This is a genomic window from Pseudoalteromonas sp. NZS37 (assembly GCF_015864265.1).
In the GTDB taxonomy this organism is placed as follows: Bacteria; Pseudomonadota; Gammaproteobacteria; order Enterobacterales; family Alteromonadaceae; genus Pseudoalteromonas; species Pseudoalteromonas arctica.
In genome coordinates this window covers 235,188-260,757 of the sequence record NZ_JADYXL010000002.1, presented here as the reverse complement: position 1 = coordinate 260,757, position 25,570 = coordinate 235,188, and the positions used below count along the sequence as shown (strand labels likewise).

The following is a 25,570-nucleotide window of genomic DNA, read 5'->3' as shown; positions in this document are numbered from 1 at the left end:
AAGTGGTGCTTACTTAAAACAACCACTTACTTTAATATAATAACTGGCACATCGTTGTTTTCGAGCATTTTAATGGTATTACTGCCCACAAAAAACTGCCTTAACTTAGAGTGCCCAAAAGCCCCCATAACAATCAAATCAATGTTATTTTGCTCTTTGTATTGCATTAACGAGTCAAAAATATTGCCCTCTAAAAAGCTTGCAGACACTTCAAAACCCATACTACTAAGCTTAAACTGAGCGTTAAGAAACTTCTCTTCTAAGTTCTTCTCATTATTATTAATACTCACTAAATGACAATGAAGCCCATGTAATAAACCGCCATCAATGACTTGTTGCAGTGCTTTGTCGGCTGTTTCGCGACCATCGTACGCAATCATAAATGATTTAGGCTGCTTAAACTTTCTAGAAATAAGCAATATTGGTTGCGAGGCGCTACGCACGAGCGTTTCGATGTGTGAACCAAGTGCATTTAAATCAACACGATGATCAACACCATTTCGACCAATAACGATTAAGCGAGTATCATCTTTAAAATCAATAATAGCGTCGATTACATCACCGTGACGTTTAATTAATTCATAGTTTTGAATATGAGCAATTTTTGCTTGTACAGCAACCGAGTCGAGTAATTCATCTGCTAGTTTTAAAGAAACTTTACTACGGTGTTCATCGAGTTTTGTCATTTCTTCAAGCAAAGCCGATTGGGCACCTAAACCAATTGTACCGGTGTAGTTACCTACATTAGTTTGTTGTATTTTTTCAAGCATATGTATAAAGCTAATTGATTTATCTAACTTTTTTGAAGCCCAAATAGCAGCTTCGGTTACAGCGTGTGTAATGACAGAGCCATCGATACAGGTAATTATTTTTTTCATTACATTCTCCTTAATGACCGCCAAGTAGTTTATCTACTTCTTTAGGGTCGTTATGTACGCCAAACTTATCAACAACTGTTTCGGTTGCGCTATTCATACCAACAATATTAACTGTTGCGCCTTCGCGTCTAAATTTAATAACCACCTTATCGAGTGACGATACGCCGGTTATATCCCAAAAATGTGCATGGGTTAAATCTATAACAACATTTGTTACCGCACTTTTAAAATCGAACGAAGCAATAAATTGCTCTGCTGAGGCAAAAAATACCTGGCCTACAACTTCATAAGTTACTAGATTTTTAGTTTCATCGTGCTTAGTTGTAACAACCATAAAGCGACCAATTTTGTTCGCAAAAAACAACGTAGCTAACAACACGCCAACTAAAACGCCAATGGCTAGATTATGCGTGGCAACAACCACAATAACGGTGGAAATCATCACTACATTTGACGAAAGCGGGTTCTTTTTTAAATCTTTAACGGATGTCCAAGAGAATGTACCAATCGACACCATAATCATTACTGCAACTAATGCCGCCATAGGAATTAAACGCAGCCACTCATCTAAAAACACCACCATGATGATTAAAAATAAACCAGCAATAAAGGTTGAAAGTCGTCCACGACCGCCCGATTTAACGTTAATGATTGACTGTCCAATCATGGCGCAACCCGCCATACCACCAAATAAACCTGCGCCAATATTGGCAATACCTTGACCTTTACACTCTTTATTACGATCGCTCGTTGTATCAGTTAAGTCATCAACAATAGTGGCGGTCATCATTGATTCAAGTAAGCCCACAACCGCAAGACCAATCGAATACGGTAAAACAATTTGCAGCGTTTCGAGTGTTAGCGGTACATCGGGCCATAAAAATATAGGTAGGGTGTCTGGCAGTTCGCCCATATCGCCAACGGTTCTTATATCAAGCCCTAAAAACAGTGAAACCAGCGTAATAACAACAATACACACTAAAGGAGAGGGAAGTATTTTGCCAATAGTTGGAATATACGGAAATAAGTAAATAATACCCAAACCCGCTGCGGTCATCGAATAAACATGCCAAGTAACATTGGTAAGCTCAGGTAACTGTGCCATAAATATTAAAATCGCCAGCGCATTTACAAACCCTGTTACAACAGAACGCGATACAAACCGCATTAATTCACCGAGCTTTAAAAAGCCTGCAAATATTTGTAGTACACCAGTAAGTAAGGTAGCAACCAGTAAGTATTCCAGACCATGATCTTTAACCAGCGTCACCATTAACAGCGCCATTGCACCGGTAGCAGCCGATATCATGCCAGGGCGTCCGCCTACAAAGGCAATAATAACCGCAATACAAAATGAGGCGTATAAACCCACTTTAGGATCAACACCCGCAATAATAGAAAAGGCAATAGCTTCCGGTATTAGGGCAAGCGCCACAACAATACCAGCAAGCACATCACCACGAACATTAGAGAGCCAATCTCTTTTTACGTGATCAAACATGTAATAAACCTAATTAGTTAGTTTCCCAAAGTATAGGGGAGTATTTTATTTAAATAACAATGATTCTCGCGCAGATGGCGATTAAGGGTGCACGCAACGTGCTGATGAAAAAGGGAGTGGTTGCCTAGGGCGGCGTAAGTTTCAAGTAAAAAGCTCCTTTTTGATTAATTAATTTACTAGCTACGTGAAAATAACATAAGAAAAAGTTTGTTTCTAGCGAATAGAAAAATAGAAGGTTACGGCTGATGAATAAAAGCCTAGTTACATTTTAGAAACATATACAATAAATAAGTTATTAATTATATAAAATAACTTAGTATATTAACAGTGAGCTATTAAGGTAATTATAATACTATGTTATTTAAAACACTCGTTATTTGCACTGTTTTAGTGCACTTAAACGTTTTTTTATTTAATCTGGTGCGTAACTGGAGTTAAATAAATGCTTCTGTATATTCTAACGTTATATTGTTGACAAGATGTAACTTGTCGCTATTATACATTCTTCAAAAAACTCCAAATTACTTTTTATTTTACGTAAAAATAAAACATGTTTGATATAAATAATGGAAATTAAATAAGTGAAAACGGAGCAATTAAGGATACCTTACGGTTTTACCCTTATTGAATTAATGATAGTAATTGCTATTATCGGGATTTTATATGCAATTGCACTTCCAAGTTATACGAGTTACATACAACAAAGTCGAAGAGCTGATATCCAACAGGTTTTACTACAGCAAACAGCTGTTTTAGAAAGGCAATACACTCGTGTTGGTGGTTACCCAAATACATTTACTTTTCCTACCTCAGATTATTACTCCTTTAGCTATACAACCGATGCAACTACAGGCGCTTCAAATGGGTCTGAATTTACAATACAAGTTATACCTAAAGGTGCTCAGAAAAGTGATGAGTGTGGCAAGTTGTCTGTAAATCAAAGTGGTACTAAGTCAGCAGATAAATCTAAATGCTGGTAAAAAAAAGCCTTGGTTTTACTTTACTCGAAGTTTTAATCACGATGACCATTATTGGTATTTTAACTGCAGTTGCGACTCCTTCGTTTATTACTTTTATAAAGCGGGATAGATTAGTTACAAATTCGAATCAACTGCACAGTGTTTTTAAATTTGCGCGTAGTGAAGCCATTAAAAGAGATCAAAGTGTTTCTATCAAAACGTTGAATAAACAATGGCTAGTAAAAACTGCTATTAATTCGACGCAAACCACGTTAAATATTTTTGAAACTACACATAGCAGCATTTCTGTAGATTTAAAGAATATTAATATTTCAAGTACGGGTGAATTAGGCCAAATGTATCAAATCTTGGTGAGCGATAAGGACAGTACAACTGGCGACTTTACTTTATGTATTTTACAAAGTGGACAAAGTTGGTTAGTTGAGGCCCCAGAGACATGCTAATAAATTACAGCAAAGGGTTTTCTCTTTTAGAAGTTATGGTTGCTTTAATTGTCGCGACGGTTGCATTGTTAGGGCTTGCTTCAGGTCAACTAAAATCATTGCAATATATTACAAACAGCTTTAATTATACGGTGTCAATAATTGAGGCTAATAATGTTTTAGAGCGTATTTGGCCTCATTTATGCGAGCTACAACAAACAGATCCAAGTTTGTACAACGATACTGACTTTAGAAATTATTTATCCCCACAAATTGATGCATATACACTCACTCTACCTGCTAACTTTTCAAATGATTTATCGGTTGAAGTAACCTGGCAAGATAAGCGTTTGACTGACAACTTAGAAAATCGCGTTGTAATTACAGGAAGCTTCCCAACACTACCTGATGGTTGCACGCCATGAAACATCTAATAAATAAACATAAAGGCTTTACTTTAATAGAGCTTATGGTTGCACTTGCTGCAGGTATGTTTCTATTAGGCGGTGTGAGTCTGGCTTATTCTTCAATTAATAGCAGTACCAGCACAGCAAAAGATTTAGAAAATGCATTAGATGTAATCCGATTTAGCAGTAAAGTATTTACACGAAGTCTAAAACAAACCAACTCAGTCCCTACTTACACAAATAATATTCTAAGTGTTGAGCAAGAGATGGGGTCATCTGCTTGTACTGGCTTAACTATTAGTGCGCCATTTATCGAAAAATATAGCCATGAAGATGACTCATTATTTTGTGATGTAGGGAATGGAAAAGTAAAAATATTAAAAGGTGTTAATGCAATTAGCTACGTAATTGATAACAACGTAGTGAGTGTCCTTGTAGAACCTACAAACTTACCAAGCCAATTCAATAACAGCTTAGTGATTGATATATCTTTGTCGCAAATGGTAATGAATAAGGCATTTCAATAAATGAAAAATACATCTGGTTTTACACTTGTTACTGTACTTATTTTAACATCTATGGCTTCAATTGTTGTACTTAGTACTCTTAGAGATAGTGTGATCCAGGAGCGCTTGAGTGGTAATTTTCAGAAAAAATTGAACGCAAGGTTGATGTCTGAGAAAGGGGTATTTTCAAGTATTGAAAAACTAGAAACAGCAATGCTTGCAGATCCGACTATAAATATTAACGATTTAATAGCCCATAATAGTGAAGTTTCTGGTACAAGTTCGCTTGAATCTAGTATATACAATGCAACCATTGAGATTGACAGTAATGGCGATATTTTAATTTCTAGCGAAGGTACTCGCTTTGAAGGTGAGAACCAAATGCAAGCTATATTCGAATATGTAGCTGGTGGGGGCGGAACGACCAGCAGTGCCTCAGTTTTTTCTAATGGAATTACAGGGTGTTCTGGTGTTGCAATTAGCGGAAGTGGCTTAATTGATAGCTATGATTCGTCTTTAGGGGATTATAACGACACACTAGCTGATGGCAATAAAAATACATCAGAGGAATCTTTTGTTAATACAGTTAACGATTCTGGTGATATTACGCTCAATGGTAGCGGTACAATTGAAGGTAATGTTCTATCCTCTAGTAATTTATCAATTATTCAAGGCGCTGATATTACAGGCAATATTCATAGTAATGGAAATTTAATACTCTCTGGTGGCGTGGTCGTTGGAGGGGATGCATCGGCATATCTAAGTTTCACACAAAGTAGTGGTACTGTTTCAGGTAGTATTTCAGCAAACCAATCTATATCAGTAAAGCAAACTCCAGTTGGTGGTGATATTAGTTCATCAGGTCCAATTTCTATTACAGGTAATGCAGTCCAAGGAACAATTCGTTCATATGATTTAGTCGCTCTTAATCAAACAACAATACGGCACGGCGTTTATACCTCCGGGAATTATGAGCAAACAGGGGGAAGTGTATACGGTGGAGTGCGTGTTCAAGGTAATGTGACGCTTAAACAGTGGGGCAGTACTATTGATAGTAAAGACCTTAGATACGCAGGTAATGGCTCTTTTAAGGGCGACACACCAGAGTATGCTTTTTCACCTTATAAAGTATCAAGTCCAGACATATCAATACCAACTATTGAGCCAGTTGAAAAAATAACACCAGAAAGTGAAAATAATAGAGGGTTAACTGCGTGTGATCCACTTGATATTGCAACAGCAATTGATAGCGTGTCAGTTAATACGACAAGCCCTGATCTTTTTATAAACAATAATAGCAGTGCAGGTGACTTACTCGAATTAGAAACTAATGAGGCTAACTTTTTAGTAGACTTTGGAAGCACTCCAGATGGTGATATTAACGCTCAAGCCGCGACTTTTCTTGATTCAGCAACGCAAATGTTTTATTTTGATGATGTAACAATTAAAGGGCGAATGCAGGTGAAAAGTAATCACAATGCAGTTATGTTTGTAGATGGCGATTTTACAATGAATGGCGCAAGTTCGCTAACGATCCCTGATAACAGCAGCTTAACTATCATAATTAAAGGAAAGCTTAAGATAGGAAATGGGGCACAAGTTTACGCACCTGACAATGGGATTACAAATGAAGGCCGACCCGTTTTTAGTATTTATAGCTCTTACAGTGGAAATGATACTGGAATAGAGTTTTCAGGTGGTACACGAGAGCTTTATGCCGTTATATACGCACCACTTTCACAAGTTAAAGTTACTTCAGCTGTTGGTTTTAAAGGGTCTATTTTAGGAGATACTGTTATTGTAAGCGGCGCTGGTGGTATTCACTTTGACACTGCATTAAATGAGGCCAGTTTTGGTGGTTCTTCATCTGGTGGTAATGGATCTGCAAGCAAGTTAGTTTTCAAATGGTGGCGATTTACCCCCGTTGAACAAAGCAATGAACAACAAAGCTATTAGGTCGTTATACAAAGCTCATCTCTATAAGTGAACATATTAGGATTATTAAATTGATTACTTTGTTCAAGGTTCGCTTATTTAAAACTCAAACGTAAAACCAAACTCTCTTAATTTTTCGTACACGTTTATGTCAAAACGATAAAGCGTTGCGGCTCTGTGAGCTACATTTGTTTGTTTTTCTTTGCAGTTTATCAATAAGTTCATTTTTTGAAACTTACGTCTAAAGTTAGGCTTATCGAGTGATTTATTTAAAATCGACTCGTAAATTCCTTGTAGCTCAAGCAGGGTAAATTTTTCTGGGAGTAGGCTAAAACCAATAGGCTCGTGTCTTACTTTATAGCGTAAATAATCTAAGCCGCTTTTTAAAATGTCGGCGTGGTCAAACATTAAAGCCGGCACATTATTTACATCAAACCATTCACACTCTAAAGCATTGTCGCCACTCACAAGGTTGGTTTCTTCAAAGCGAACGAGCGAATAATAAACAATAGTAATAATACGTCTAGCAGGGTAGCGGTCTACGTTACCAAATGCACCTAACTGATCTAAATACAGGTTTTCAACACCGGTTGTACTTTTAACGACACGAAGTGCGGCTGAATCTAGGTTTTCATTCTTTCGAACCCAATGACCAATTAAACCCCACTGGCTTGTTGCAAGGCCGCGGTTATATTTAACCAGCAACACCTTTAATTTACCTTCATGAATAGCAAATACAATATTATCTACGGTTAGATTACTAATACAGTCATCAGGAATCGATTCTTCGTCGATGTTGTTAGAAATGTTTGATGTTTTATAGTGCATAAATTACTCAGCCAAAGCTATACGTAGATATTGTTATAAAGACTATTAAGGGTATATAAAAGGTGGGTAAAGCGCAAATAAAAAGCTTTTATAATTCCTATTTAAAACAATCACATCTATTTAATTACTCACTTTATAAACTGTACCTGTTTTTACGCGTACACGCCGATATTCGACTTTGGTTTGGTATTGGTTTTTTATTGAACGAATAATACCTTTGTATGTTAGTAAATTTAACGGCTAATTAGCGTCGTGTATTAAATACATTACTAGCAAATTAAAAATGTAACATAAATGTTTACATGCGCTAAAAATGCATATAGTATTTTTGACTATATCGATTTGCATTGAAAATTGAGCACACATGAACAACACAAAACACACACTCACAATTAAAGAAAAAATAGGGTACGGCCTTGGTGATACAGCCAGTAATATTGTATTTCAAATGGTCGCTAACTTTATGTTGATATTTTATACCGATGTTTACGGTTTATCTGCAGCCGCTGCGGGTACCTTATTATTAGCGGTTCGTTTATTTGATGGAATTACCGACCCAATAATGGGCAGTATTGCCGATAGAACGCGCAGCCGTTGGGGCTCTTACCGACCATATATATTATTTTTAGCCGTGCCTTACGGTGTGTTTGCTTGCTTAGCATTCATAACTCCAGATTTTGATTCTACGGGCAAGCTTATATATGCTTACTTTACTTACGGGCTTTTAATGACGTGTTATACCGCCATTAATATACCGTACGGCGCACTTGGCGCAGTAATGACAAACGACCCTAAAGAGCGTGCATCGCTTCAGTCATATCGGTTTGCAATGGCAATGGCTGCACTGCTTGTAATTGTATGGGCACTGCCTAAGCTAGTTGCTTTTTTTGGCGACGGCGACGATGTAGTAGGCTACCCGCTAGCCATGGTGTTTTTAGGCGGACTTGCAGCGGCTTGTTTTTTACTGTGTTTTAAAATGACCAAAGAAACCAAACAAGTTAAACCCGCGCAAAGTAAAAAGAATGCCTTTCTTGAGTTTTTAAGCTTATTTAAAAACGATCAATGGGTTGTAATAGCCGTTATAAGTCTAGCAACTTTAATATTAATTGGCGTTAGAGCCTCAGTAGCACCGCATTATATTAAGTACTACGTAGGAGAAGCCTCACTTACTTCTAACTTTTTAACACTCTCAGCAATTGGCTCAGTACTAGGCGCTGTGTCTACCAACTTTTTAACCAAATTTATTGAAAAGAAAACACTATTTATAGTCGCTTTAGTGGTCGTAATTATTTCTCACAGCATGTTTTACGTACTTGAGCGCGACGCCATAGTCACCATTTTTATCGTCTACTTTATTGCTAACTTTGCCCACATGATAATTACCCCAATTATGTTTTCGATGGTGGCAGATACGGTTGACTACGGCGCATTAAAAATTGGTCGCCGATTAACCGCTGTTACGTTTTCGGGTCATTTATTAGCAATAAAACTAGGCTTTGCAATTGGCGGTGCTATTGCAGGGTGGATATTATCTGGCTATGCATACGTGCCTAATCAAGAGCAATCAGAACACACGTTATCAGGCATTTTACTCGCCTTTGCTGGCATTCCAGTAATTTGTACCGTGGCATGTTTAATTTTTATAACACGTTACAAACTTACCGAGCCTGAGGTAAAGCGCATTCAAACGCAGCTGGCTGATAACAAAACCATAAACTAATTTAGCAGCCCACTTTGCACCTTTTAAAAGTGCAAAGTGGGCAGGCAATACTAGGAGTGAAAATGCAAAATACAGCACAAGCAGCACCCCCATCTAATGGATTAAGTGACGCTGAACTTAAACAGTTAAAAGACTTACAACGAGCCAACTCGTTAATACAAAATCATAATGTATTAGTTGATCACATGTATACCGCCGATCCGTCTGCGCATGTGTTTAACGGCAAAGTGTATATTTATCCATCGCATGACATTGAATCAAAAAATGAAATTAATGATAACGGCGACCACTTTGCAATGCGCGACTACCATGTGTTTTCCCTTGACGAAAGCTCAGGCAAAGCCATTGACCATGGCGTAGCACTTTGTGTAGATGACGTAAAATGGGCAAGCAAGCAAATGTGGGCACCCGATGCAGCGCATAAACTTGGTCAGTATTACCTTTATTTTCCGGCGCGCGATCAGCAAGGTATTTTCAGAATTGGCGTTGCAAAAAGTGACAGCCCAACAGGTCCATTCAAAGCAGAAGATGATTACATTCAAGGGACGTTTAGTATCGACCCAGCTGTATTTGAAGATGACGACTCAAGCCATTATTTGTATTTTGGTGGCTTGTGGGGCGGGCAATTACAAAATTGGCAAACCAGCGAATTTAACAATGAAGACACCTATCCCAAAAATGGTGAACCTGCAATCCCTGCGCGTGTAGCAAGATTATCTGAAGATATGATCAGCCTAAGCGAAGACGTAAAAGAAGTTGCTGTACTCGATGAAAGCGGCTCGCCAATTACAGTGTGCGATAATAACCGCCGCTTTTTTGAAGGCCCTTGGGTACACAAACACAATGGTGTTTATTACTTTTCGTATTCAACGGGTGATACGCACAAAATTGTATACGCAACAGGCGATAACCCATACGGACCATTTACCTATCAGGGCGTTATTTTAAACCCAGTACTAGGTTGGACCACGCATCACTCAATTGTTAAACACAATGGTGATTGGTTTTTATTTTATCACGACAGCACGTTGTCGGGCGGGCAAACCCATTTACGCAGTATGAAAATGGCTAAGCTCGAACACGACTCAAACGGAAAAATTCAAACAATAAGCCCATATGAACACGCTTAGTAAAAATAGTTACAAACATTGCAAATTATCTGCGTAAGCACCGCTACGGCTTTTATTTGCGTAAAAAAGTTATAGTCAATATGACCATTAATTTTTATTGTTAATGGTCAAAATAAGAGGAAGCTGAGGACATATGACAAAATGAAAATATTTTAAAGCAAAAAATTAGCACAAAGAATTAGCATAAACGTGCTGTTATTTAACGGTTTTTAGTTAAGTAACACATGTTTAAAACTGGTTGTGGTCTTTGTAAAACGTTTAAAACATACACACACAATAATTATTTATTGACCGTAAAATGAAACAAATAGTTTACAATTATGTTTCGAGTAATTCTTAAAGTCTTGCAGTACGTCAATAATAATTAAATAAGAAAAAGGCATCATGATGTTTAAGAAAAAGATAATTTCAACAGCCATACTCGCTGCAATGGGTACCGTTACGCTTCCTCACCAAAGCTACGCTGCCGAAACTGTTGCCGATGAAGATGTAGAAATAATACAAGTAACCGGCATTAGAGGTTCATTGCAACGCTCTATGGATGTTAAACGCGACTCTTCTGGTATTGTCGATGCAATTTCGGCTGAGGATATGGGGAAATTTCCTGATACCAATCTTGCTGAATCGCTACAACGTATTACCGGCGTATCAATTGATAGAGCGGGCGGTGAAGGTAGCCGCGTAACAGTACGTGGATTTGGACCTGCTAATAACTTAATTACTATTAATGGCCGCCAACTTCCAAATACAACAGGTGACCGCACATTTGATTTTGCAAATGTCGCATCTGAAAGCGTATCGGGCGTGCAAGTTTATAAAACATCAGACGCAAGTGTTACCTCAGGTGGCATTGGCGCAACTATAAACTTAACAACAAACAGACCTTTAAATAGCCCAGGTATAAAAGCATCGTTTGGCGTAAAAGCTGTAGACGATCAATCAACCGACGAGGGTAGCATTACACCAGAGGTAAGCGGTTTATATTCGCAAACATTTGGGGATGACAAGTTTGGTATTTCGATTTCAGGTAGCTACCAAGACCGTGAAAGCGGTATGCAGCAGTTTATTCAAGATCAAGGCTACAGAGCATCTGATTACACAAATACAGGATGGGGCGGTGTACCTGCAGGCGCAGAAGGCGGAGCAAACAGACCTACATCAGGCATTTACTCAAACCCGCAACAACCACGTTATGTGTTTGAAGAACGTCAACGTGAACGTGTAAATGGTCAGTTGGTATTTCAATATCAACCTGTTGAAAATATTACAGCAACCCTTGATTACACGGGCTTTAAAACAACCGTTGAAGAGCAGCACACTGACGCCTCAGTTTGGTTTAACTACGCTGGCGACAGAAGTGAATCTGTTTGGGCGGGCGAGCCTAACGCGTACCCACTCATTTACTCAGAAATTTATGACATCCAAAGTGATGCCGATTTCCGCGATACGTCGCTTACGGTAGGTTCTTGGGGTCGCGAAGAAAAAACAGATTCATTAGGCTTTAATTTAGAGTGGACAGTGTCTGATCAACTTAACCTAGAGTTTGATCACCACAGTTCAAAAGCCTCAATGAAAGCAACTGATCCACGCCACGGTACACGTAACAATATTCAGTTACCATCGTACACACGTTCACGTACCGGGCTTGATTTAACCGGCGACTTACCCGGTATTGCTATTGGTAACATTGAAAATTTTACCCCAGAAACCATGCGTTTATCGGGTAGCTGGTTTGCAAACGACAAATACGATTCAGAAATTGATCAAACGCAAATTTCAGGTAAGTACTTTTTTGACGACAGTTTAAGTATTGATTTTGGTGTTGCAGTTAATAAAGTAAACAACCATTATCGTCATACACAAGTGCAGCGCCCAGATTGGGGTGGGGTTGGTGTTGAGGGCGACTTTGCTGATATCGATTGGCGCCAAGATACTATTTTAGATAAGTTTCAAGCTAAAGCGGGTAACTTTGAAGGCACTGCAACACAAGGCGAATACGATTTATTTAATACAATCTTTTTTGCCGATTTTGATGCGATTGTAAATGCAGCAGAGTACGCAGATCCTATTGCCAACGTAGATAACCTTTATGGTGATTGTAAAGCAGCCGACGGCGCAGCGGCAGGACCAAACGGCGAAGGACAATTTTGTGCTTCAACCGATTGGGATGCAGCAACAAACCGCTTTACTGAAGAAAAAACGCAGTCTGCTTTTGCACAAGTAAACTACAAAGGCGAATTGAGCGGCATGTTCTTCGACCTGCAAATTGGCTTACGCTACGAAAAAACAGACGTATTTTCTAAAGCAACCGCACCAGGTTACAGCCGCGTAGAGTGGAACGAAGATACAGCCACATCAGTAACCGGTGTTACCGGTATTGAAACGCTAAGCCAATCGGCAGATTACAGTCAATTCCTACCTAATATTAACTTTAATATTGAAGTTGTTGAAGATGTAATGATACGTGCAGCAGCGAGTAAAACTATTTCAAGAGCGGGCTACGGTCAGCTACAAGGCGGTACAACTATTAATACCGGGGGTAGTTTAAGTGGTTATTCGGGTGGCTCTGGTAATCCAGGTCTTAAACCGCTTGAATCAATTAACTACGATTTATCAAGTGAATGGTATTACGACGAAGGAAGTTATATTTCGTTTGGTTACTTTAAAAAAGACGTAACAAATTGGATCACTACAGGCACTATCGACTCAAATATATTTAACTTATATGACCCATTAAATGGTGAAAAATTTAGAGCTGCATCAAGTGCACTAGGTGGTAATGCATCTAACGAAGACATCAGAAATTACATTTTTGAAAACTTTGCTGATGATCCAAATGTGCAGCCTAATTTTGATGAAGATGGTGAATTAGACGGTGGCACAATTGTTGGTGACCCAGACTCAGATGATCCAATTAACTTTAGAATAAACGTGCCTGTAAATGGCGACCAAGAATACACCATTGATGGCTTTGAATTTAATATTCAGCATTTATTTGGTGAGTCAGGCTTTGGCGGTATTTTTAACTACACCATGGTTGACTCAGGTCTTGAATACGACAACGACTCATTAGAGGATACAGAAGCACTAGTAGGGTTAAGTGATACAGCAAACGTGGTGTTCTTTTACGATAAAGAAGGCTTACAAGCACGTATTGCGTATAACTGGCGCGACTCGTTTTTAAATGAGCGTCGTGTAAATGGCGATTTAACCGCACCAATTTACACCGATGAGTATTACCAAATAGACTTTAACGTAAGTTACGAAGTACCGGCAGTAGAGGGACTTACCGTATTTATTGAAGGTATAAACATTACTGACGAGTACGTAACATCGTACGGGCGCAAGCAAGAGCTGATTTATAATATCACTCAAACTGGCTCTCGTTACGGTTTAGGTGTTCGTTATAATTTTTAATAAATTAACACCTATTTAAAGCCGCATTTTGCGGCTTTTTATTTGCCTAAATTAACCTAGTAATAATAATACCCAACTGTTATAGTCAATGTGAATTTAACCTATTTGTTACATTTAACTCGTAGCAGTAGGTAAAGGCACACAACAACAATTGGAGCACACAATCCATGACCAATCATGCATTATTAAATAATGTTGAGCATCAGCATTTAAAAATAAACCCTGCACGCAGCGCACACTTAGGTGACGGGGTTTGGTACAGCGATACATTTGTGAGCGAATTTAGAGTCGCTCAAGCACATTACCCAATATTTTTTACCAAAGATGACGCAACAAATACATTTTTGCCGGTGTGTTTATACGGCATAAACAAAGACGAAAACTTATTTTTAGTAAACCAGCAATGGCAAGCACACTACATTCCGTTAAGTATGCAGCGACTGCCTTTTGCTATCGCGACTCAAAATACAATGCAAAACGGTGTAGCAACGCAAGAGCACATGCTTAGTATTGATTTAGACTCACCAAAAGTATCAACAAAGCAGGGTATTAACTTATTTTTAGAACACGGCGGGAACAGCGATTACCTCGAAAACGTAATAAATGTGCTCGATAATCTGCATCATGGTTTACAACAAAACCAGCCCTTTATTAAAGCCTTAATTAAACATGGTTTACTTGAATCGGTATCCCTAGAGCTTGATTTAGTAAACGGGCTTAAACATAACTTACTCGGTTTTTACACCATAAACGAAGACACGCTTAACCAACTAAGTAGCGATGCAATTGCGCAGCTGCACTCACAAGGGTATTTAGCGTGTATATACATGGTCATTGCCTCGCAAGTACATGTACGTGATTTAGTCGCGCTTAAAAACGAGCAGCTTATGCTACAAAAGCACGCTGTGTAAGTGCTTAACTATGGAAAATTTAGAAAATAAAATTCAAACGCTTAATGGCTTAACTCCCAGCACCTTGCCCAAGGAGCTTTTAAACTCGTCTGTGCCTATTGTACTAAAAGGGTTTGTAAGCGATTGGCCCCTCGTTATTGCCGCTAAAAAATCTGATGCAGCTGCGATTGATTATTTAACACCGTTTTACGAAGGTTTTTTAGTTAACACTTGCACAATACCTGCCAGTCAAAGCGGGGTTGTAGGGTATAACCCCGATATGAGCGGTTTTAACTTTACTAATCAACAAGCGGCATTTATTAGTGCGCTTGAACAAATAACGCAAAGTGTAAATAACCCACAAGCCGACACTTTATACATTGGCTCTACTAGCATTGCACAGTGCTTACCTGGTTTGGTTAATCACTGCCAAGTTAACGCATTAAACGAAGGCTGTTTATTTAATGTATGGGTAGGCGGAAAAGTTACCGTACCAGCACATTACGACGTAGCGCAAAATTTAGCATGTTGCGTTGCAGGTAAAAGGCGTTTTACTTTATTTGCCCCCGATCAAATAGACAATTTATACATAGGCCCGCTTGATAAAGCACCCGGTGGTCAGCCAATAAGCTTAACCACCACAACAGCACCCAACTTTAAGCAGTTTCCTAAGTTTGAACAGGCAATAAAAGCGGCAATTACCGTTGACTTAGAGGCGGGCGATGCGCTTATTTTACCCAGCATGTGGTGGCACCAAGTACAGGGACTTGGCAGTTTAAATATTCTGTTTAATTATTGGTTTAAAAATACGCCAGCGGTTTATGGTCAGCCGACTAATGCACTGCACCTTGCTATTTTAAACATACGTAATTTACCAAAGCATGAGCGCGCCGCATGGCAACGTTTGTTTAATTACTACGTATTTGCCGATAACGAATTTACCCACATACCAACGCCTGCACAGTCTATTTTAGCAAAGCCAATGGATGAGCTTACAGCGCGTAAATTAAGAGCCGAATTACAAAATAAATTAAGACGCTAAGCGTACTTGTAAGGTTTGAAATATGAATCAAAATGCAATTAAAAAAATCGTAATAGCAGGTGGCGGCACCGCCGGTTGGATGTGCAGCGCTGCAATGGCAAAGTTACTAGGTAAAAATATTGAAGTGTGCTTAGTTGAATCTGATTTAATACCGACCGTAGGGGTCGGGGAATCAACTATTCCTACGCTGCATATATTTCATGATTTACTAAAAATTAGTGAATCAGAATTTATGGCAGCCACTAACGCCACGTTTAAATTAGGTATATCGTTTGAGGGCTGGAAACAAAACCAGCAAAGCTACTTTCACTCATTTGGTTATGTTGGGCAAGGCTGTTGGGCTGCAGGTTTTCAGCACTTTTGGCTAAAAGGTATGCAACAAGGTGTTGCAGCCGATATTGGCGACTATTGCACAGAGCACGTAGCAAGTCGCTTGGGTAAATTTGCCGTAGTACCGAATCAAGACCGTAACCATGCTTATCAGTTAGATGCCGGTTTGTACGCTAAATTTTTACGAAATTTTGCAGAGCAAAACGGCGCTAAACGTATAGAAGGCATGATAAGCAAAGTTAATTTAGAGCCCACCAATGGCTTTATAAAATCGCTTACTTTAGGTGACGGGCAAATTATTGAGGGCGATTTATTTATAGATTGCACCGGCTTTAAAGGTTTATTAATAGAGCAAGCGCTACACACCGGATACGAAGATTGGAGCCATTGGCTCCCGTGCGACAGCGCAGTAGCAGTGCAAACAGAATTAGTAAGCCCAATTGTGCCATACACACGTGCAATGGCACATAAATGTGGTTGGCAGTGGCAAATACCCCTACAAAGCCGCCGTGGTAATGGCTTAGTGTTTTGTAGTAAATACATGAGCGATGATGAGGCAAAAATAGCGCTACTCAATAACGTAGAAGGGAAACCTATTAATGAGCCGCGCGTTATTAAATACCGCACCGGTACACGGCGTAAACATTGGAACAAAAACTGTGTGGCTATTGGCTTAGCAAGCGGTTTTATTGAACCGCTGGAGTCAACCAGTATTCATTTAATTCAGCAAAGCATTATTAGATTAATGCAAAACATGCCAACCAAAGCAATCGAGTCGTGCTATCAAGATGACTTTAATAACAAAATGCGCTTTGAAGCCGAAAATATTCGCGACTTTATTGTGCTGCATTACCATGTGACGCAGCGCACCGACAGCGACTTTTGGCGCTACTGTAAAAACATGCCAATACCAGAGTCACTCGCCAAGCGCATTGAGCTATTTAAGCAAAGCGGGCATGTATATAAAGCAGAGCAAGAGCTATTTGGCGAAGCATCGTGGTTACAAGTGATGTTAGGGCAAGGGCTAATGCCGCAAAATTATCACCCAATTGTTGATAGCATGAGCGATGATGAGCTTAAACGATTTTTAGAATCAATAAAAAATCATGTGGCTAAAAAAGCAAATAGCTTACCGAGTCACATTGATTTTATTAATCATTATTGCAAAGCTAAGTAAGTATTATGCTAACACTTGGCAATAACTTACAGCCGCAATATGAGTTTATTGGGCAAGAGCAAACGCCAATTATTATAATTGACGACTACCTTAGTGAGCCGCAAAAACTTATAAACTTAGCGCAAAGTGCTGATGAAAATCATGCGCAAAATCAGGGAGAGTTTAAGCCTGACAAACTCACTCAATACCCAGGTTTACGCATGCCGCTGCCAAAGCAATGTGTGGTTGATTACTTAAAGCCGCTTATACAGGGGTTTTATAACGTATTTAATATTGGGCAAACACTTACCCCATGCCCAAAAGATAATACCTTATCGTTAATTACTAAAACGGAGCAGCAGCTATCACCAATACAAACCTTGCCACACTTTGATACCAACGATCCTAACCTAATTGCCATTATTCATTACCTTGGAGAGGGAGCGCACGGCGGCACTGGATTTTTTAGACATAAAAAAACAGGGTTTGAAACAATAAGCTCAAAGCGCAAAAACACGTATTTAACATATGCTCAGAAGTACCTTGAATCAGATAATGCAAAGCCTAGTTATTGCACCACGCAGCACAGTGAATTTGAGTGCTACAAGCACATAGAATATAAGCCAAATAGGCTTATTGTGTTTCCTGGATATTTGCTGCACACCAGTTTACTTAATACATCTACCGATATTTCGTCGTGTCCACAAACAGGGCGGCTAACGGCCAATATGTTTGTTCATTTTAAATAGGATTACTATGTCTTTTTCTTTACCTCGATTCGCATATAAAGGTTGGCTATTAAGCTTTGTTGTATTGGCGCTGAGTATGGCAACAGTGCAAAAAAGTCATGCTACAGGGTTTGATACCCTCCCTAAAAAGCAATTTAATGTGCTGCTATTTACAAAAACCGCAGGGTGGCACCATAAGTCGCAAACCGAAGGCGTTAAAGCGCTAGAAGGCTTAGCCGATAAGCACTTTTTTAACTTAATTTGGCACGAAGAAAGCCATTATTTTAACGACGATTACTTAAAAAATGTTGATGTAGTGGTATTTTTATCAACCACGGGCGATATTTTAAACCTAAAAGAGCAAGCCGCGCTTGAGCGATTTGTAAAAGCAGGCAAAGGCTTTGTTGGCATTCATAGCGCATCAGATACCGAATACGATTGGTCTTGGTACCAAAAGCTGGTGGGGCGCACCTTTAATATTCATCCTGTTATTCAAACTGGTGTATTAAGTAAAGTGCCTAATACTAACTTTATTGGCTTAAATCACATGCCGCAGCAGATGCTTTGGACCGACGAGTGGTACGAATTTGGGCCCGAGCTGACTAAATTAAACTACTTACTCACGGTTGATGAGCAAACTTACAACCCAAATGCCGATTGGGGTAATAACAAAACAGGCTCGGGTATGGGGGCGTTTCATCCTATTTCGTGGTATCACAATTACGATGGCGGACGCTCGTTTTATACAGCCCTTGGGCATACTAATGCGGTGTATAGCAGTGAGTTTTTAGCCGAGCATATTTATGGCGGAATTTATTGGGCTGCAACGGGTAAAGGATTAAAAAAGTAGTAATTAATAAATAACTAATAAATACGCTTTTTAGCACAATTCATGTCGATTCAGGCTACTTTTTTAAGCGGCCTTTTATATTTAAGCATTTCTTAAGCACCTCACACATTTCTCTTAGTTTATAAAACAGATAAATAGTTTTGAGAACCTCTTGATCAAATGGTCAAAAAGACTATATTAAATTGCACGCTGTTATAATTCAAATAAAGAGGATAAACATGAAAGTATTTTTTAAAATAACAACTTTATTGTTAACACTAATAAGCTATCAATCACTTGCTGCATTTAATAATAACCCATCGAGTGTAGGCGCCGACAGTTCAGGAGCATACCGTAACCTCGCACAAGAAATGGGTAAAACAAATATACAGCAAAAAGTGAATAGTACTTTTGACAATATGTTTGGCTATAACAACACACAACAACTTTACTACCCGTACACCGAAAACGGTGTTTATAAAGCACACTACATAAAAGCAATTAACCCTGACGAGGGTGATGATATAAGAACAGAAGGGCAATCGTGGGGAATGACCGCCGCTGTCATGCTTAATAAACAAGAAGAATTTGATAACCTATGGCGCTTTGCAAAAGCGTATCAAAAAAATCCAGACAACCACCCTGATGCTAAAAAACAAGGCGTTTACGCGTGGAAACTAAAGCTTAATCAAAACGGCTTTGTTTATAAAGTAGATGAAGGCCCCGCTCCGGATGGCGAAGAGTACTTTGCTTTTGCACTACTTAATGCGTCAGCTCGTTGGGGTAATTCGGGGGAGTTTAACTACTACAACGATGCTATTATCATGTTAAATACAATTAAAAATAAGCTGATGGAAAACCAAATAATCCGCTTTTCGCCTTACATTGATAACTTAACAGACCCTTCTTACCATATACCTGCGTTTTACGACTACTTTGCTAATAACGTAACTAACCAAGCAGACAAAAATTACTGGCGACAAGTAGCCACAAAAAGTAGAACCTTACTTAAAAACCATTTTACGAAAGTAAGTGATAATCCGCATTGGAATTTACCTACATTTTTATCGCGCTTAGATGGCAGCCCTGTTATTGGCTACATTTTTAACGGCCAAGCAAACCCAGGTCAATGGTATGAATTTGATGCATGGCGCGTAATTATGAATGTGGGTTTAGACGCGCATTTAATGGGTGCTCAAGCATGGCATAAAAGTGCAGTAAATAAAGCATTAGGCTTTTTAAGTTATGCAAAAACAAACAATAGTAAAAACTGTTACGAGCAAGTGTATTCGTACGGTGGAGCGCAAAACAAAGGTTGTGCAGGCGAAGGTCAAAAAGCCGCGAATGCAGTAGCGTTACTTGCTTCAACAAATGCTGGGCAAGCAAATGAATTTTTTAACGAGTTTTGGTCTTTATCGCAACCAACCGGTAGCTACCGTTACTACAATGGTTCGCTGTATATGTTAGCTATGCTGCATGTATCGGGCAATTTTAAGTTTTATAACAACACGTTTAATTAAAATAACAATACCTAAGCAGCAAAAGCTTAGGCAGCAAAAAAAACCGGTGTAACCAAGTTACACCGGTTTTTGTGCTTAACTAATAAACTTAACTTCCTCTTTAATAAGTTGCTTAACTAATTTAACTAATTTAACCAATTTAACTAATTTAACTAATTTAACTAATTTAACTAATTTAACTAATTAGCCAAACCAGCTATTTTTACATCAAGTGTAAATAACCCCTTAGCGGTAGTTATTAATAACGTTTTTCGGTTTTTACCACCAAAGGCAAGGTTGGTTACATTAGGGCCCAGTTCAATTTTATCGATAAATGCACCTTCTGGCGTATAAATATTAATAACGCCTTTTTTGTGGCTGCTAACGTAAATATTGCCAGCGGAGTCTACTTTTATGCCATCGGGCGAGGTTACTTTAATAAAGTCTTCGCGTGGTGAAATATCACCGTTTTCATCAATGGTGTATTTGCTTACGCGGTTGCTAAAGTCGCCAATATAAAGGGTATGCTGATCTGGGGATAGTGCAACACCGTTGGGCTTTTCAAGCGTAGCGTCAATTAAACTAAGTGTGCCCGTATTGCTTAACTTATACACACCGGTATAAGACATTTGCTGAGTGCGTTCGCCTAGTTGCCAATTAGGATCGGTAAAAAATATATCGCCATTTTTATGCATAGTCATATCGTTTGGCGAGCTAAAGCTTAGCCCATCAAATTTATTGACTATTACGGTATTGGTCTTACTTTTTATATTAATTTTAGAAAGCGATTGCGTACTATGATTAAGCGTATAGAGGCTCTCTCCTTTGGCATACAAGCCGTTTGTACCACTGTGTTTTAAATAAGTGGTGAGGGTATTGGGAAGCACTAATTTATAAATGGTCGAATCAGGGCCAAGTGCTTGCGAGCTAGCAAAGTTCATTTCTGAAAAATAAAACGCATTGTCTTGGCTTGACCACGTTGGGCCTTCTAAAAATAATAAATTGTCACTAACAAGTGTGGGTGTTACGCCCTTTATTAATGGCGACTGCTCATTGCTTTGGCTGTTTACAGTGTTTAACAAAGGTGTATTTTCAGGTTGTTGTGCCAGCGCTGCTTTATTAAAACAGAGCATTAATACAACTAAGCTTAGCGTTTTTTTGTGTGTTTTTAGCATAGACGTTTACTCAGGTTTGTTTAATTTATAATTAATGGTCATTTTGACTATATCATTTATTTTTTTCGTTGTATGATATTTATCGAAAATAATAACGATTCAACGGAGCACACACATGCATAAAAAACACACACTCAGCCTGCTTTTACTTGCAGGGTCATTAAGCGTAAACGCTGCACAAGACCAAGCTCTTAAAAACACCTTTGCAGACTCATTCAAAATGGGGGTTGCTGTAAATCAAGATATAGTGACAGGCAAAAACGCAGCCGCGCAGTCAATTATTGCTAAGCAATTTAATACAGTCACCCTAGAAAACGCCATGAAAGCAGAAGTAATTTACCCACAGCAAGGTAAGGTCGATTTTAGTGGTGCAGATGCGTTTATAGATTTTGCCAAGCAAAATAACATGTTTACCGTAGCCCACACCTTAGTGTGGCATAACCAAACGCCTGACTGGTTTTTTACAAATAGCAAAAATGAGCCAAATACCCCAGCAGAGCAATTAGAGCAAATGCGTAAACACATAGAGCTTGTAGCAGGGCGCTATAAAAACAAAGTAGATGCGTGGGATGTAGTTAACGAAGTGATTGCTGATGATGGCTCTTATCGCCCAACTGTGTGGGTTAACCGCGTAGGCGATGGCGATACTATGGTAAAAGCCGCGTTTAAATACGCCCAGCAGTATTCACCTAGTACCGAGCTTTACTACAACGATTTTAATGCATGGCGACCAGAAAAAAGAGACGGCATTATACGCATGATCAAAATGCTGCAAAAAGAGGGTATTCGAATCGACGGCATTGGCATACAAGCGCATTGGGGGCTTAACTTTCCTAAAATGCAATATATTGAACAAGCCATTGACGCCTACGCCGGGCTGGGTATAAAAGTGATGATCACCGAGCTTGATATAGACGTGCTGCCTTTAACAAAAGAAGGGCAAATTACCGGCACCGATATGATGAAACCACAGTTTCAGTTAGAAGAGTTTGAAACCTACCTCGACCCATACAAAAATGGCTTGCCAAGCGACGTAGAGGCGCAATTAAACGCCCGTTATAAAGCCTTGTTTGAACTGTTTTACGCAAAACGCGACAAGATAGACCGCGTAACCTTTTGGGGATTACACGATGGTATGTCGTGGAAAAACGACTACCCAATCCCAAACAGAACAAACTACCCGTTGTTATGGGATCGTAATTTAAACCCTAAGCCGATTATTAAAACAATTGCTGATGTAGTTCAGTAAGCAATTTAATGTGTAAAATGTAAAGCCGAGTGTTTTTAAATACTCGGCTTTTTGTGTTTGAAGTTGTTACAAAGAAAAATAATGAGCAACCGCTTCACTAGCTTAGCTAGTTAGTGATTTTAAATATCCTGATTTTACGCAAGTGTTATATGTTCAGATACCACTATGCCTTTTATAAAAGTATTCATCTTACGATTTAACCACCTAGGCAAATATAAAAGTAGAACAAATTTTAATCTTGATACTTATTGTTAATTAGACTATAACATTGTTGGTTTTAGGTTAATTTTATGATTGCATATTCACACACACGATATAAAACAATGAATTTTAATTTAAACCTTAACTATAACTTTATGATTTTAAATTTATATTTGTACCTTTGTACAAAATAAATATTAACGTTTGAAGAGATATTTAAATAATAAATATAAATGACCGTCTATTTTTACTAGTAAGTTGTAGTCATATTGAATAATAGATAGTTTGAAAGTGTTGTAAAAAACACTTTGAGCATATTTATTCACTCAAATGGCTTTACTGCACCCAGTTTAAAAACGACTCATTTATTGCTTTAGTCTAAGGAATAAAAAATGAATAAATCGATTTTTCGTAATACCGTATTAGTGACCTTAGTATCACTATTAATGGCGTGCGGGGGGGATAATAAAGATACACCGGTGCCTGAACCCATACCGGAAGTAGTAGCCCCTGATACTCCAGCGCCTGAAGCGCCAATAGCAGCTGAAATAGCAAATGGTGGGTTTGAAGAAGACACCGCAGGGCAAACAACACCCGTCGGAAATTGGGTATTTAGGCCAGATCAAGAATCAAGCGCTACTTCTACTATAGAAGTAATAGAATCCGAAGAAGGCGTTAATACTTACAAAGGCACAAAAGCAGTTGAGGTTAACGTTAATACATTGGGTGACAACCCGTGGGGTATTGAAATAGCTTATGAAGACCTTCCTATCACCGGAGGTAAAAATTACGAGTTTAGTGTTTGGGCCAAAGGTGAAGAGGGAACCAGTGCCGATTTTTGGATTCAAACGCCCGCACCAGATTACGGTCAACTTAGCCTGGTAAAAAAAACACTCACAGGCGAGTGGCAAAAAATTACATTAACAGCAGCAACTGCCGAAGCTGACTCATTAGTTAGATTAGCAATTCACTTTTCAAAAGAAGAAAACATTAACAAATCTATATATATTGACGAATTTTCAGGCTTTATTTTAGACGATGTACCAGCAGAAGAAATACCTGATGTTCAATACAGCGAAGTGACAGCACAAAGTTTAAAAGCATTAGCACCTAATTTTAATATTGGTGTAGCTGTTCCTGCGGGTGGATTTGGTAACAGCATAATAGACAGACCAGAGATTAAAACGATTATTGAACAGCACTTTAATCAGCTCTCTGCTGAAAACATTATGAAGCCTACCTATTTACAACCAACCCAAGGTGAATTTTTTTACGATGATTCTGATGAGCTAGTTAACTACGCCAAAGACAACTCACTCACGGTACATGGCCATGTTTTTGTTTGGCACTCGCAAATTGCGCCTTGGATGCAGAGTTTTCAAGGTGATAAAGCCGCGTGGATAACCATGATGGAAAACCACATCACTCAAGTTGCCACTCACTTTGAAGAAGAAGGCGATAACGATACCGTAGTGAGTTGGGATGTAGTTAACGAAGCGTTTATGGAAAATGGCAAATACCGTGGTGAAAAAACGACAAACGACAGTGCCGACGAATCTGTATGGTTTGAAAATATAGGAGCCGAATTTTTACCGTTAGCCTATAAATCAGCAAGAGCTGCCGACCCCGATGCAGACTTATACTACAACGATTACAACCTGATTTGGAATGCCGATAAATTAGATGCCGTTATATCTATGGTTAACGATTTTCAAAACAATGGCGTGCCTATTGATGGCATAGGTTTTCAATCTCATATTTCACTCAACAGCCCTGATATTTCAACCATTCAGGCACATCTTCAAAAAGTGGTCGATATTCGCCCTAAAATTAAAGTAAAAATTACCGAGCTAGATGTTCGTATGAACAACGAAGGCGGCGTACCTTTAACTTACCTAACCAGTGAAAGAGCGGATGAACAAAAGCAGTACTATTACGATATTGTTAAAACATACCTAGAAACTGTACCTGAAGATCAACGCGGTGGCATAACTATTTGGGGCGTAATTGACGAGGATAGCTGGTTACAAAACTGGCCAGAGCCAACAACAGAATGGCCACTGTTATTTTTTAATGACTTTACTGCAAAACCTGCCTTACAAGGATTTGCTAATGCATTAAAAGAGCTAATTGAAGTAGCTGAACCAGCACCTTCATCAGAGCTGCTAACTAATGGCGACTTTGAAGCCGGACTTGATTCATGGCAAGCGCGAGGCAGTGCAAGCATAACCTTAGAGTCAACCCAAGCCCATAGCGGTAATAATAGCGCTTTAGTACAAGGTCGAACTGAAACGTGGAATGGGTTACAAAAGGATGTAAAAGGCTTATTTACAGCAGATAAAACCTATAACGTATCTGCATGGGTTAAGTTATCTGACGATACCAGCACCGTTTCACCAGATATAAAACTCACACTACAAATAGAGCACACTAGCACTGAATACCTTGAGTTGACGCCTGTTACAACCATTGCAGCAGGTGACTGGGTACAGTTATCAGGTACTTATACTCATTCAATTACAACGCAGGAAAGCGCCGCTTTACTTTATGTTGAGTCAAACGAACTCACGGCAGACTTTTATGTGGATGATATATCGGTGACTTTGGTCGAATAATAAATCTAACTAAAAGTAATTAACCCCAAATTAAATAGTCTGTATTTTTATACAGACTATTTTTTTGCGCGGGCTTTAATTTTTTTAAGCAAAGCGCAGTAGGGGAGCTCTCGTTATTGTTTGATCTTATTA

General features: G+C 38.9%; 20 protein-coding genes. 16 read left to right on the top strand and 4 right to left on the bottom strand.

Annotated features, from left to right (window positions below):
* Positions 1-26: 26 nt before the first annotated feature.
* Entirely contained in the window at positions 27-878 is an 852-nt protein-coding gene (locus I6F47_RS04555; protein ID WP_197183415.1) for a universal stress protein, read from the bottom strand.
* A gap of 10 nt (positions 879-888) precedes the next feature.
* Positions 889-2,379 carry a SulP family inorganic anion transporter gene (locus tag I6F47_RS04550; RefSeq protein ID WP_197183414.1) on the bottom strand — a complete coding sequence of 497 codons (1,491 nt, stop codon included), beginning with the start codon at positions 2,377-2,379 and terminating at the stop codon, positions 889-891.
* Between the two features lie 581 nt (positions 2,380-2,960).
* Here I6F47_RS04550 and I6F47_RS04545 point away from each other — a divergent pair.
* Genes I6F47_RS04545 through I6F47_RS04525 form a run of 5 tightly spaced genes read left to right on the top strand, consistent with a single transcriptional unit; the run spans position 2,961 to position 6,650 of the window.
* Complete coding sequence (locus tag I6F47_RS04545) at positions 2,961-3,359, top strand: type IV pilin protein (RefSeq protein ID WP_197183413.1); 399 nt, start codon at positions 2,961-2,963, stop codon at positions 3,357-3,359.
* On the top strand, positions 3,350-3,802 hold the full coding sequence (locus I6F47_RS04540; RefSeq protein WP_007585191.1) for a GspH/FimT family pseudopilin: 453 nt from the start codon (positions 3,350-3,352) through the stop codon (positions 3,800-3,802). The genes I6F47_RS04545 and I6F47_RS04540 overlap by 10 nt, the downstream gene beginning before the upstream one ends.
* Positions 3,796-4,206, top strand: a complete 411-nt coding sequence (locus I6F47_RS04535; RefSeq protein WP_007585189.1) for a type IV pilus modification PilV family protein — start codon at positions 3,796-3,798, stop codon at positions 4,204-4,206. The genes I6F47_RS04540 and I6F47_RS04535 overlap by 7 nt, the downstream gene beginning before the upstream one ends.
* The gene (locus I6F47_RS04530; protein WP_007585188.1) at positions 4,203-4,715 is read left to right on the top strand and encodes a PilW family protein; all 513 of its coding nucleotides are present in this window, start codon (positions 4,203-4,205) and stop codon (positions 4,713-4,715) included. The genes I6F47_RS04535 and I6F47_RS04530 overlap by 4 nt, the downstream gene beginning before the upstream one ends.
* A complete protein-coding gene (locus tag I6F47_RS04525; protein WP_197183412.1) occupies positions 4,716-6,650 on the top strand; it encodes a DUF7305 domain-containing protein in 1,935 nt (644 codons plus the stop codon). It abuts the gene before it with no gap.
* Between the two features lie 78 nt (positions 6,651-6,728).
* On the opposite strand, the gene I6F47_RS04520 is transcribed toward I6F47_RS04525, so the two are convergent.
* Positions 6,729-7,457, bottom strand: a complete 729-nt coding sequence (locus tag I6F47_RS04520; protein ID WP_165721811.1) for an NUDIX hydrolase — start codon at positions 7,455-7,457, stop codon at positions 6,729-6,731.
* A 364-nt stretch (positions 7,458-7,821) separates the two neighbouring features.
* Here I6F47_RS04520 and I6F47_RS04515 point away from each other — a divergent pair, with 364 nt between their 5' ends.
* The 9 genes from I6F47_RS04515 to I6F47_RS04475 all read left to right on the top strand — a co-directional run bounded on the left by I6F47_RS04515 (position 7,822) and on the right by I6F47_RS04475 (position 20,219).
* On the top strand, positions 7,822-9,177 hold the full coding sequence (locus tag I6F47_RS04515; protein ID WP_165721810.1) for an MFS transporter: 1,356 nt from the start codon (positions 7,822-7,824) through the stop codon (positions 9,175-9,177).
* Between the two features lie 62 nt (positions 9,178-9,239).
* Positions 9,240-10,307, top strand: a complete 1,068-nt coding sequence (locus I6F47_RS04510; protein WP_197183411.1) for a glycoside hydrolase family 43 protein — start codon at positions 9,240-9,242, stop codon at positions 10,305-10,307.
* A 387-nt stretch (positions 10,308-10,694) separates the two neighbouring features.
* Positions 10,695-13,724, top strand: coding sequence for a TonB-dependent receptor (locus I6F47_RS04505; RefSeq protein WP_197173589.1), 3,030 nt, complete (start codon positions 10,695-10,697; stop codon positions 13,722-13,724).
* 167 nt (positions 13,725-13,891) lie between these two features.
* A complete protein-coding gene (locus I6F47_RS04500) occupies positions 13,892-14,635 on the top strand; it encodes a SapC family protein (RefSeq protein ID WP_197183410.1) in 744 nt (247 codons plus the stop codon).
* Positions 14,636-14,645: 10 nt separating this feature from the next.
* Positions 14,646-15,656: a cupin-like domain-containing protein gene (locus I6F47_RS04495; protein WP_197183409.1), complete on the top strand. Its 1,011-nt coding sequence runs from the start codon at positions 14,646-14,648 to the stop codon at positions 15,654-15,656.
* Positions 15,657-15,678: 22 nt separating this feature from the next.
* On the top strand, positions 15,679-17,163 hold the full coding sequence (locus tag I6F47_RS04490; RefSeq protein ID WP_197102307.1) for a tryptophan halogenase family protein: 1,485 nt from the start codon (positions 15,679-15,681) through the stop codon (positions 17,161-17,163).
* A 5-nt stretch (positions 17,164-17,168) separates the two neighbouring features.
* Complete coding sequence (locus tag I6F47_RS04485; RefSeq protein WP_197173585.1) at positions 17,169-17,891, top strand: DUF6445 family protein; 723 nt, start codon at positions 17,169-17,171, stop codon at positions 17,889-17,891.
* A 7-nt stretch (positions 17,892-17,898) separates the two neighbouring features.
* Positions 17,899-18,720, top strand: a complete 822-nt coding sequence (locus tag I6F47_RS04480; RefSeq protein WP_197173584.1) for a ThuA domain-containing protein — start codon at positions 17,899-17,901, stop codon at positions 18,718-18,720.
* 218 nt (positions 18,721-18,938) lie between these two features.
* On the top strand, positions 18,939-20,219 hold the full coding sequence (locus I6F47_RS04475; protein WP_197183408.1) for a glycosyl hydrolase family 8: 1,281 nt from the start codon (positions 18,939-18,941) through the stop codon (positions 20,217-20,219).
* Positions 20,220-20,398: 179 nt separating this feature from the next.
* Here I6F47_RS04475 and I6F47_RS04470 read toward each other — a convergent pair whose 3' ends face one another.
* On the bottom strand, positions 20,399-21,373 hold the full coding sequence (locus tag I6F47_RS04470) for an SMP-30/gluconolactonase/LRE family protein (protein WP_197102299.1): 975 nt from the start codon (positions 21,371-21,373) through the stop codon (positions 20,399-20,401).
* Between the two features lie 115 nt (positions 21,374-21,488).
* Between I6F47_RS04470 and I6F47_RS04465 the strand changes: the two genes are divergently transcribed.
* Together I6F47_RS04465 and I6F47_RS04460 are read left to right on the top strand one after the other, a co-directional pair.
* Positions 21,489-22,622, top strand: a complete 1,134-nt coding sequence (locus I6F47_RS04465; protein ID WP_197183407.1) for an endo-1,4-beta-xylanase — start codon at positions 21,489-21,491, stop codon at positions 22,620-22,622.
* Between the two features lie 593 nt (positions 22,623-23,215).
* Positions 23,216-25,438 carry an endo-1,4-beta-xylanase gene (locus tag I6F47_RS04460; protein ID WP_197183406.1) on the top strand — a complete coding sequence of 741 codons (2,223 nt, stop codon included), beginning with the start codon at positions 23,216-23,218 and terminating at the stop codon, positions 25,436-25,438.
* Positions 25,439-25,570 lie beyond the last annotated feature (132 nt).

Bases quoted from the DNA above. Each gene is read 5' to 3' on its own strand.
- I6F47_RS04555 (WP_197183415.1), bottom strand. From the start codon at position 878: ATGAAAAAAATAATTACCTGTATCGATGGCTCTGTCATTACACACGCT.
- I6F47_RS04550 (WP_197183414.1), bottom strand. From the start codon at position 2,379: ATGTTTGATCACGTAAAAAGAGATTGGCTCTCTAATGTTCGTGGTGAT.
- I6F47_RS04540 (WP_007585191.1), top strand. From the start codon at position 3,350: ATGCTGGTAAAAAAAAGCCTTGGTTTTACTTTACTCGAAGTTTTAATC.
- I6F47_RS04535 (WP_007585189.1), top strand. From the start codon at position 3,796: ATGCTAATAAATTACAGCAAAGGGTTTTCTCTTTTAGAAGTTATGGTT.
- I6F47_RS04530 (WP_007585188.1), top strand. From the start codon at position 4,203: ATGAAACATCTAATAAATAAACATAAAGGCTTTACTTTAATAGAGCTT.
- I6F47_RS04525 (WP_197183412.1), top strand. From the start codon at position 4,716: ATGAAAAATACATCTGGTTTTACACTTGTTACTGTACTTATTTTAACA.
- I6F47_RS04520 (WP_165721811.1), bottom strand. From the start codon at position 7,457: ATGCACTATAAAACATCAAACATTTCTAACAACATCGACGAAGAATCG.
- I6F47_RS04515 (WP_165721810.1), top strand. From the start codon at position 7,822: ATGAACAACACAAAACACACACTCACAATTAAAGAAAAAATAGGGTAC.
- I6F47_RS04510 (WP_197183411.1), top strand. From the start codon at position 9,240: ATGCAAAATACAGCACAAGCAGCACCCCCATCTAATGGATTAAGTGAC.
- I6F47_RS04505 (WP_197173589.1), top strand. From the start codon at position 10,695: ATGTTTAAGAAAAAGATAATTTCAACAGCCATACTCGCTGCAATGGGT.
- I6F47_RS04500 (WP_197183410.1), top strand. From the start codon at position 13,892: ATGACCAATCATGCATTATTAAATAATGTTGAGCATCAGCATTTAAAA.
- I6F47_RS04495 (WP_197183409.1), top strand. From the start codon at position 14,646: ATGGAAAATTTAGAAAATAAAATTCAAACGCTTAATGGCTTAACTCCC.
- I6F47_RS04490 (WP_197102307.1), top strand. From the start codon at position 15,679: ATGAATCAAAATGCAATTAAAAAAATCGTAATAGCAGGTGGCGGCACC.
- I6F47_RS04485 (WP_197173585.1), top strand. From the start codon at position 17,169: ATGCTAACACTTGGCAATAACTTACAGCCGCAATATGAGTTTATTGGG.
- I6F47_RS04480 (WP_197173584.1), top strand. From the start codon at position 17,899: ATGTCTTTTTCTTTACCTCGATTCGCATATAAAGGTTGGCTATTAAGC.
- I6F47_RS04475 (WP_197183408.1), top strand. From the start codon at position 18,939: ATGAAAGTATTTTTTAAAATAACAACTTTATTGTTAACACTAATAAGC.
- I6F47_RS04470 (WP_197102299.1), bottom strand. From the start codon at position 21,373: ATGCTAAAAACACACAAAAAAACGCTAAGCTTAGTTGTATTAATGCTC.
- I6F47_RS04465 (WP_197183407.1), top strand. From the start codon at position 21,489: ATGCATAAAAAACACACACTCAGCCTGCTTTTACTTGCAGGGTCATTA.
- I6F47_RS04460 (WP_197183406.1), top strand. From the start codon at position 23,216: ATGAATAAATCGATTTTTCGTAATACCGTATTAGTGACCTTAGTATCA.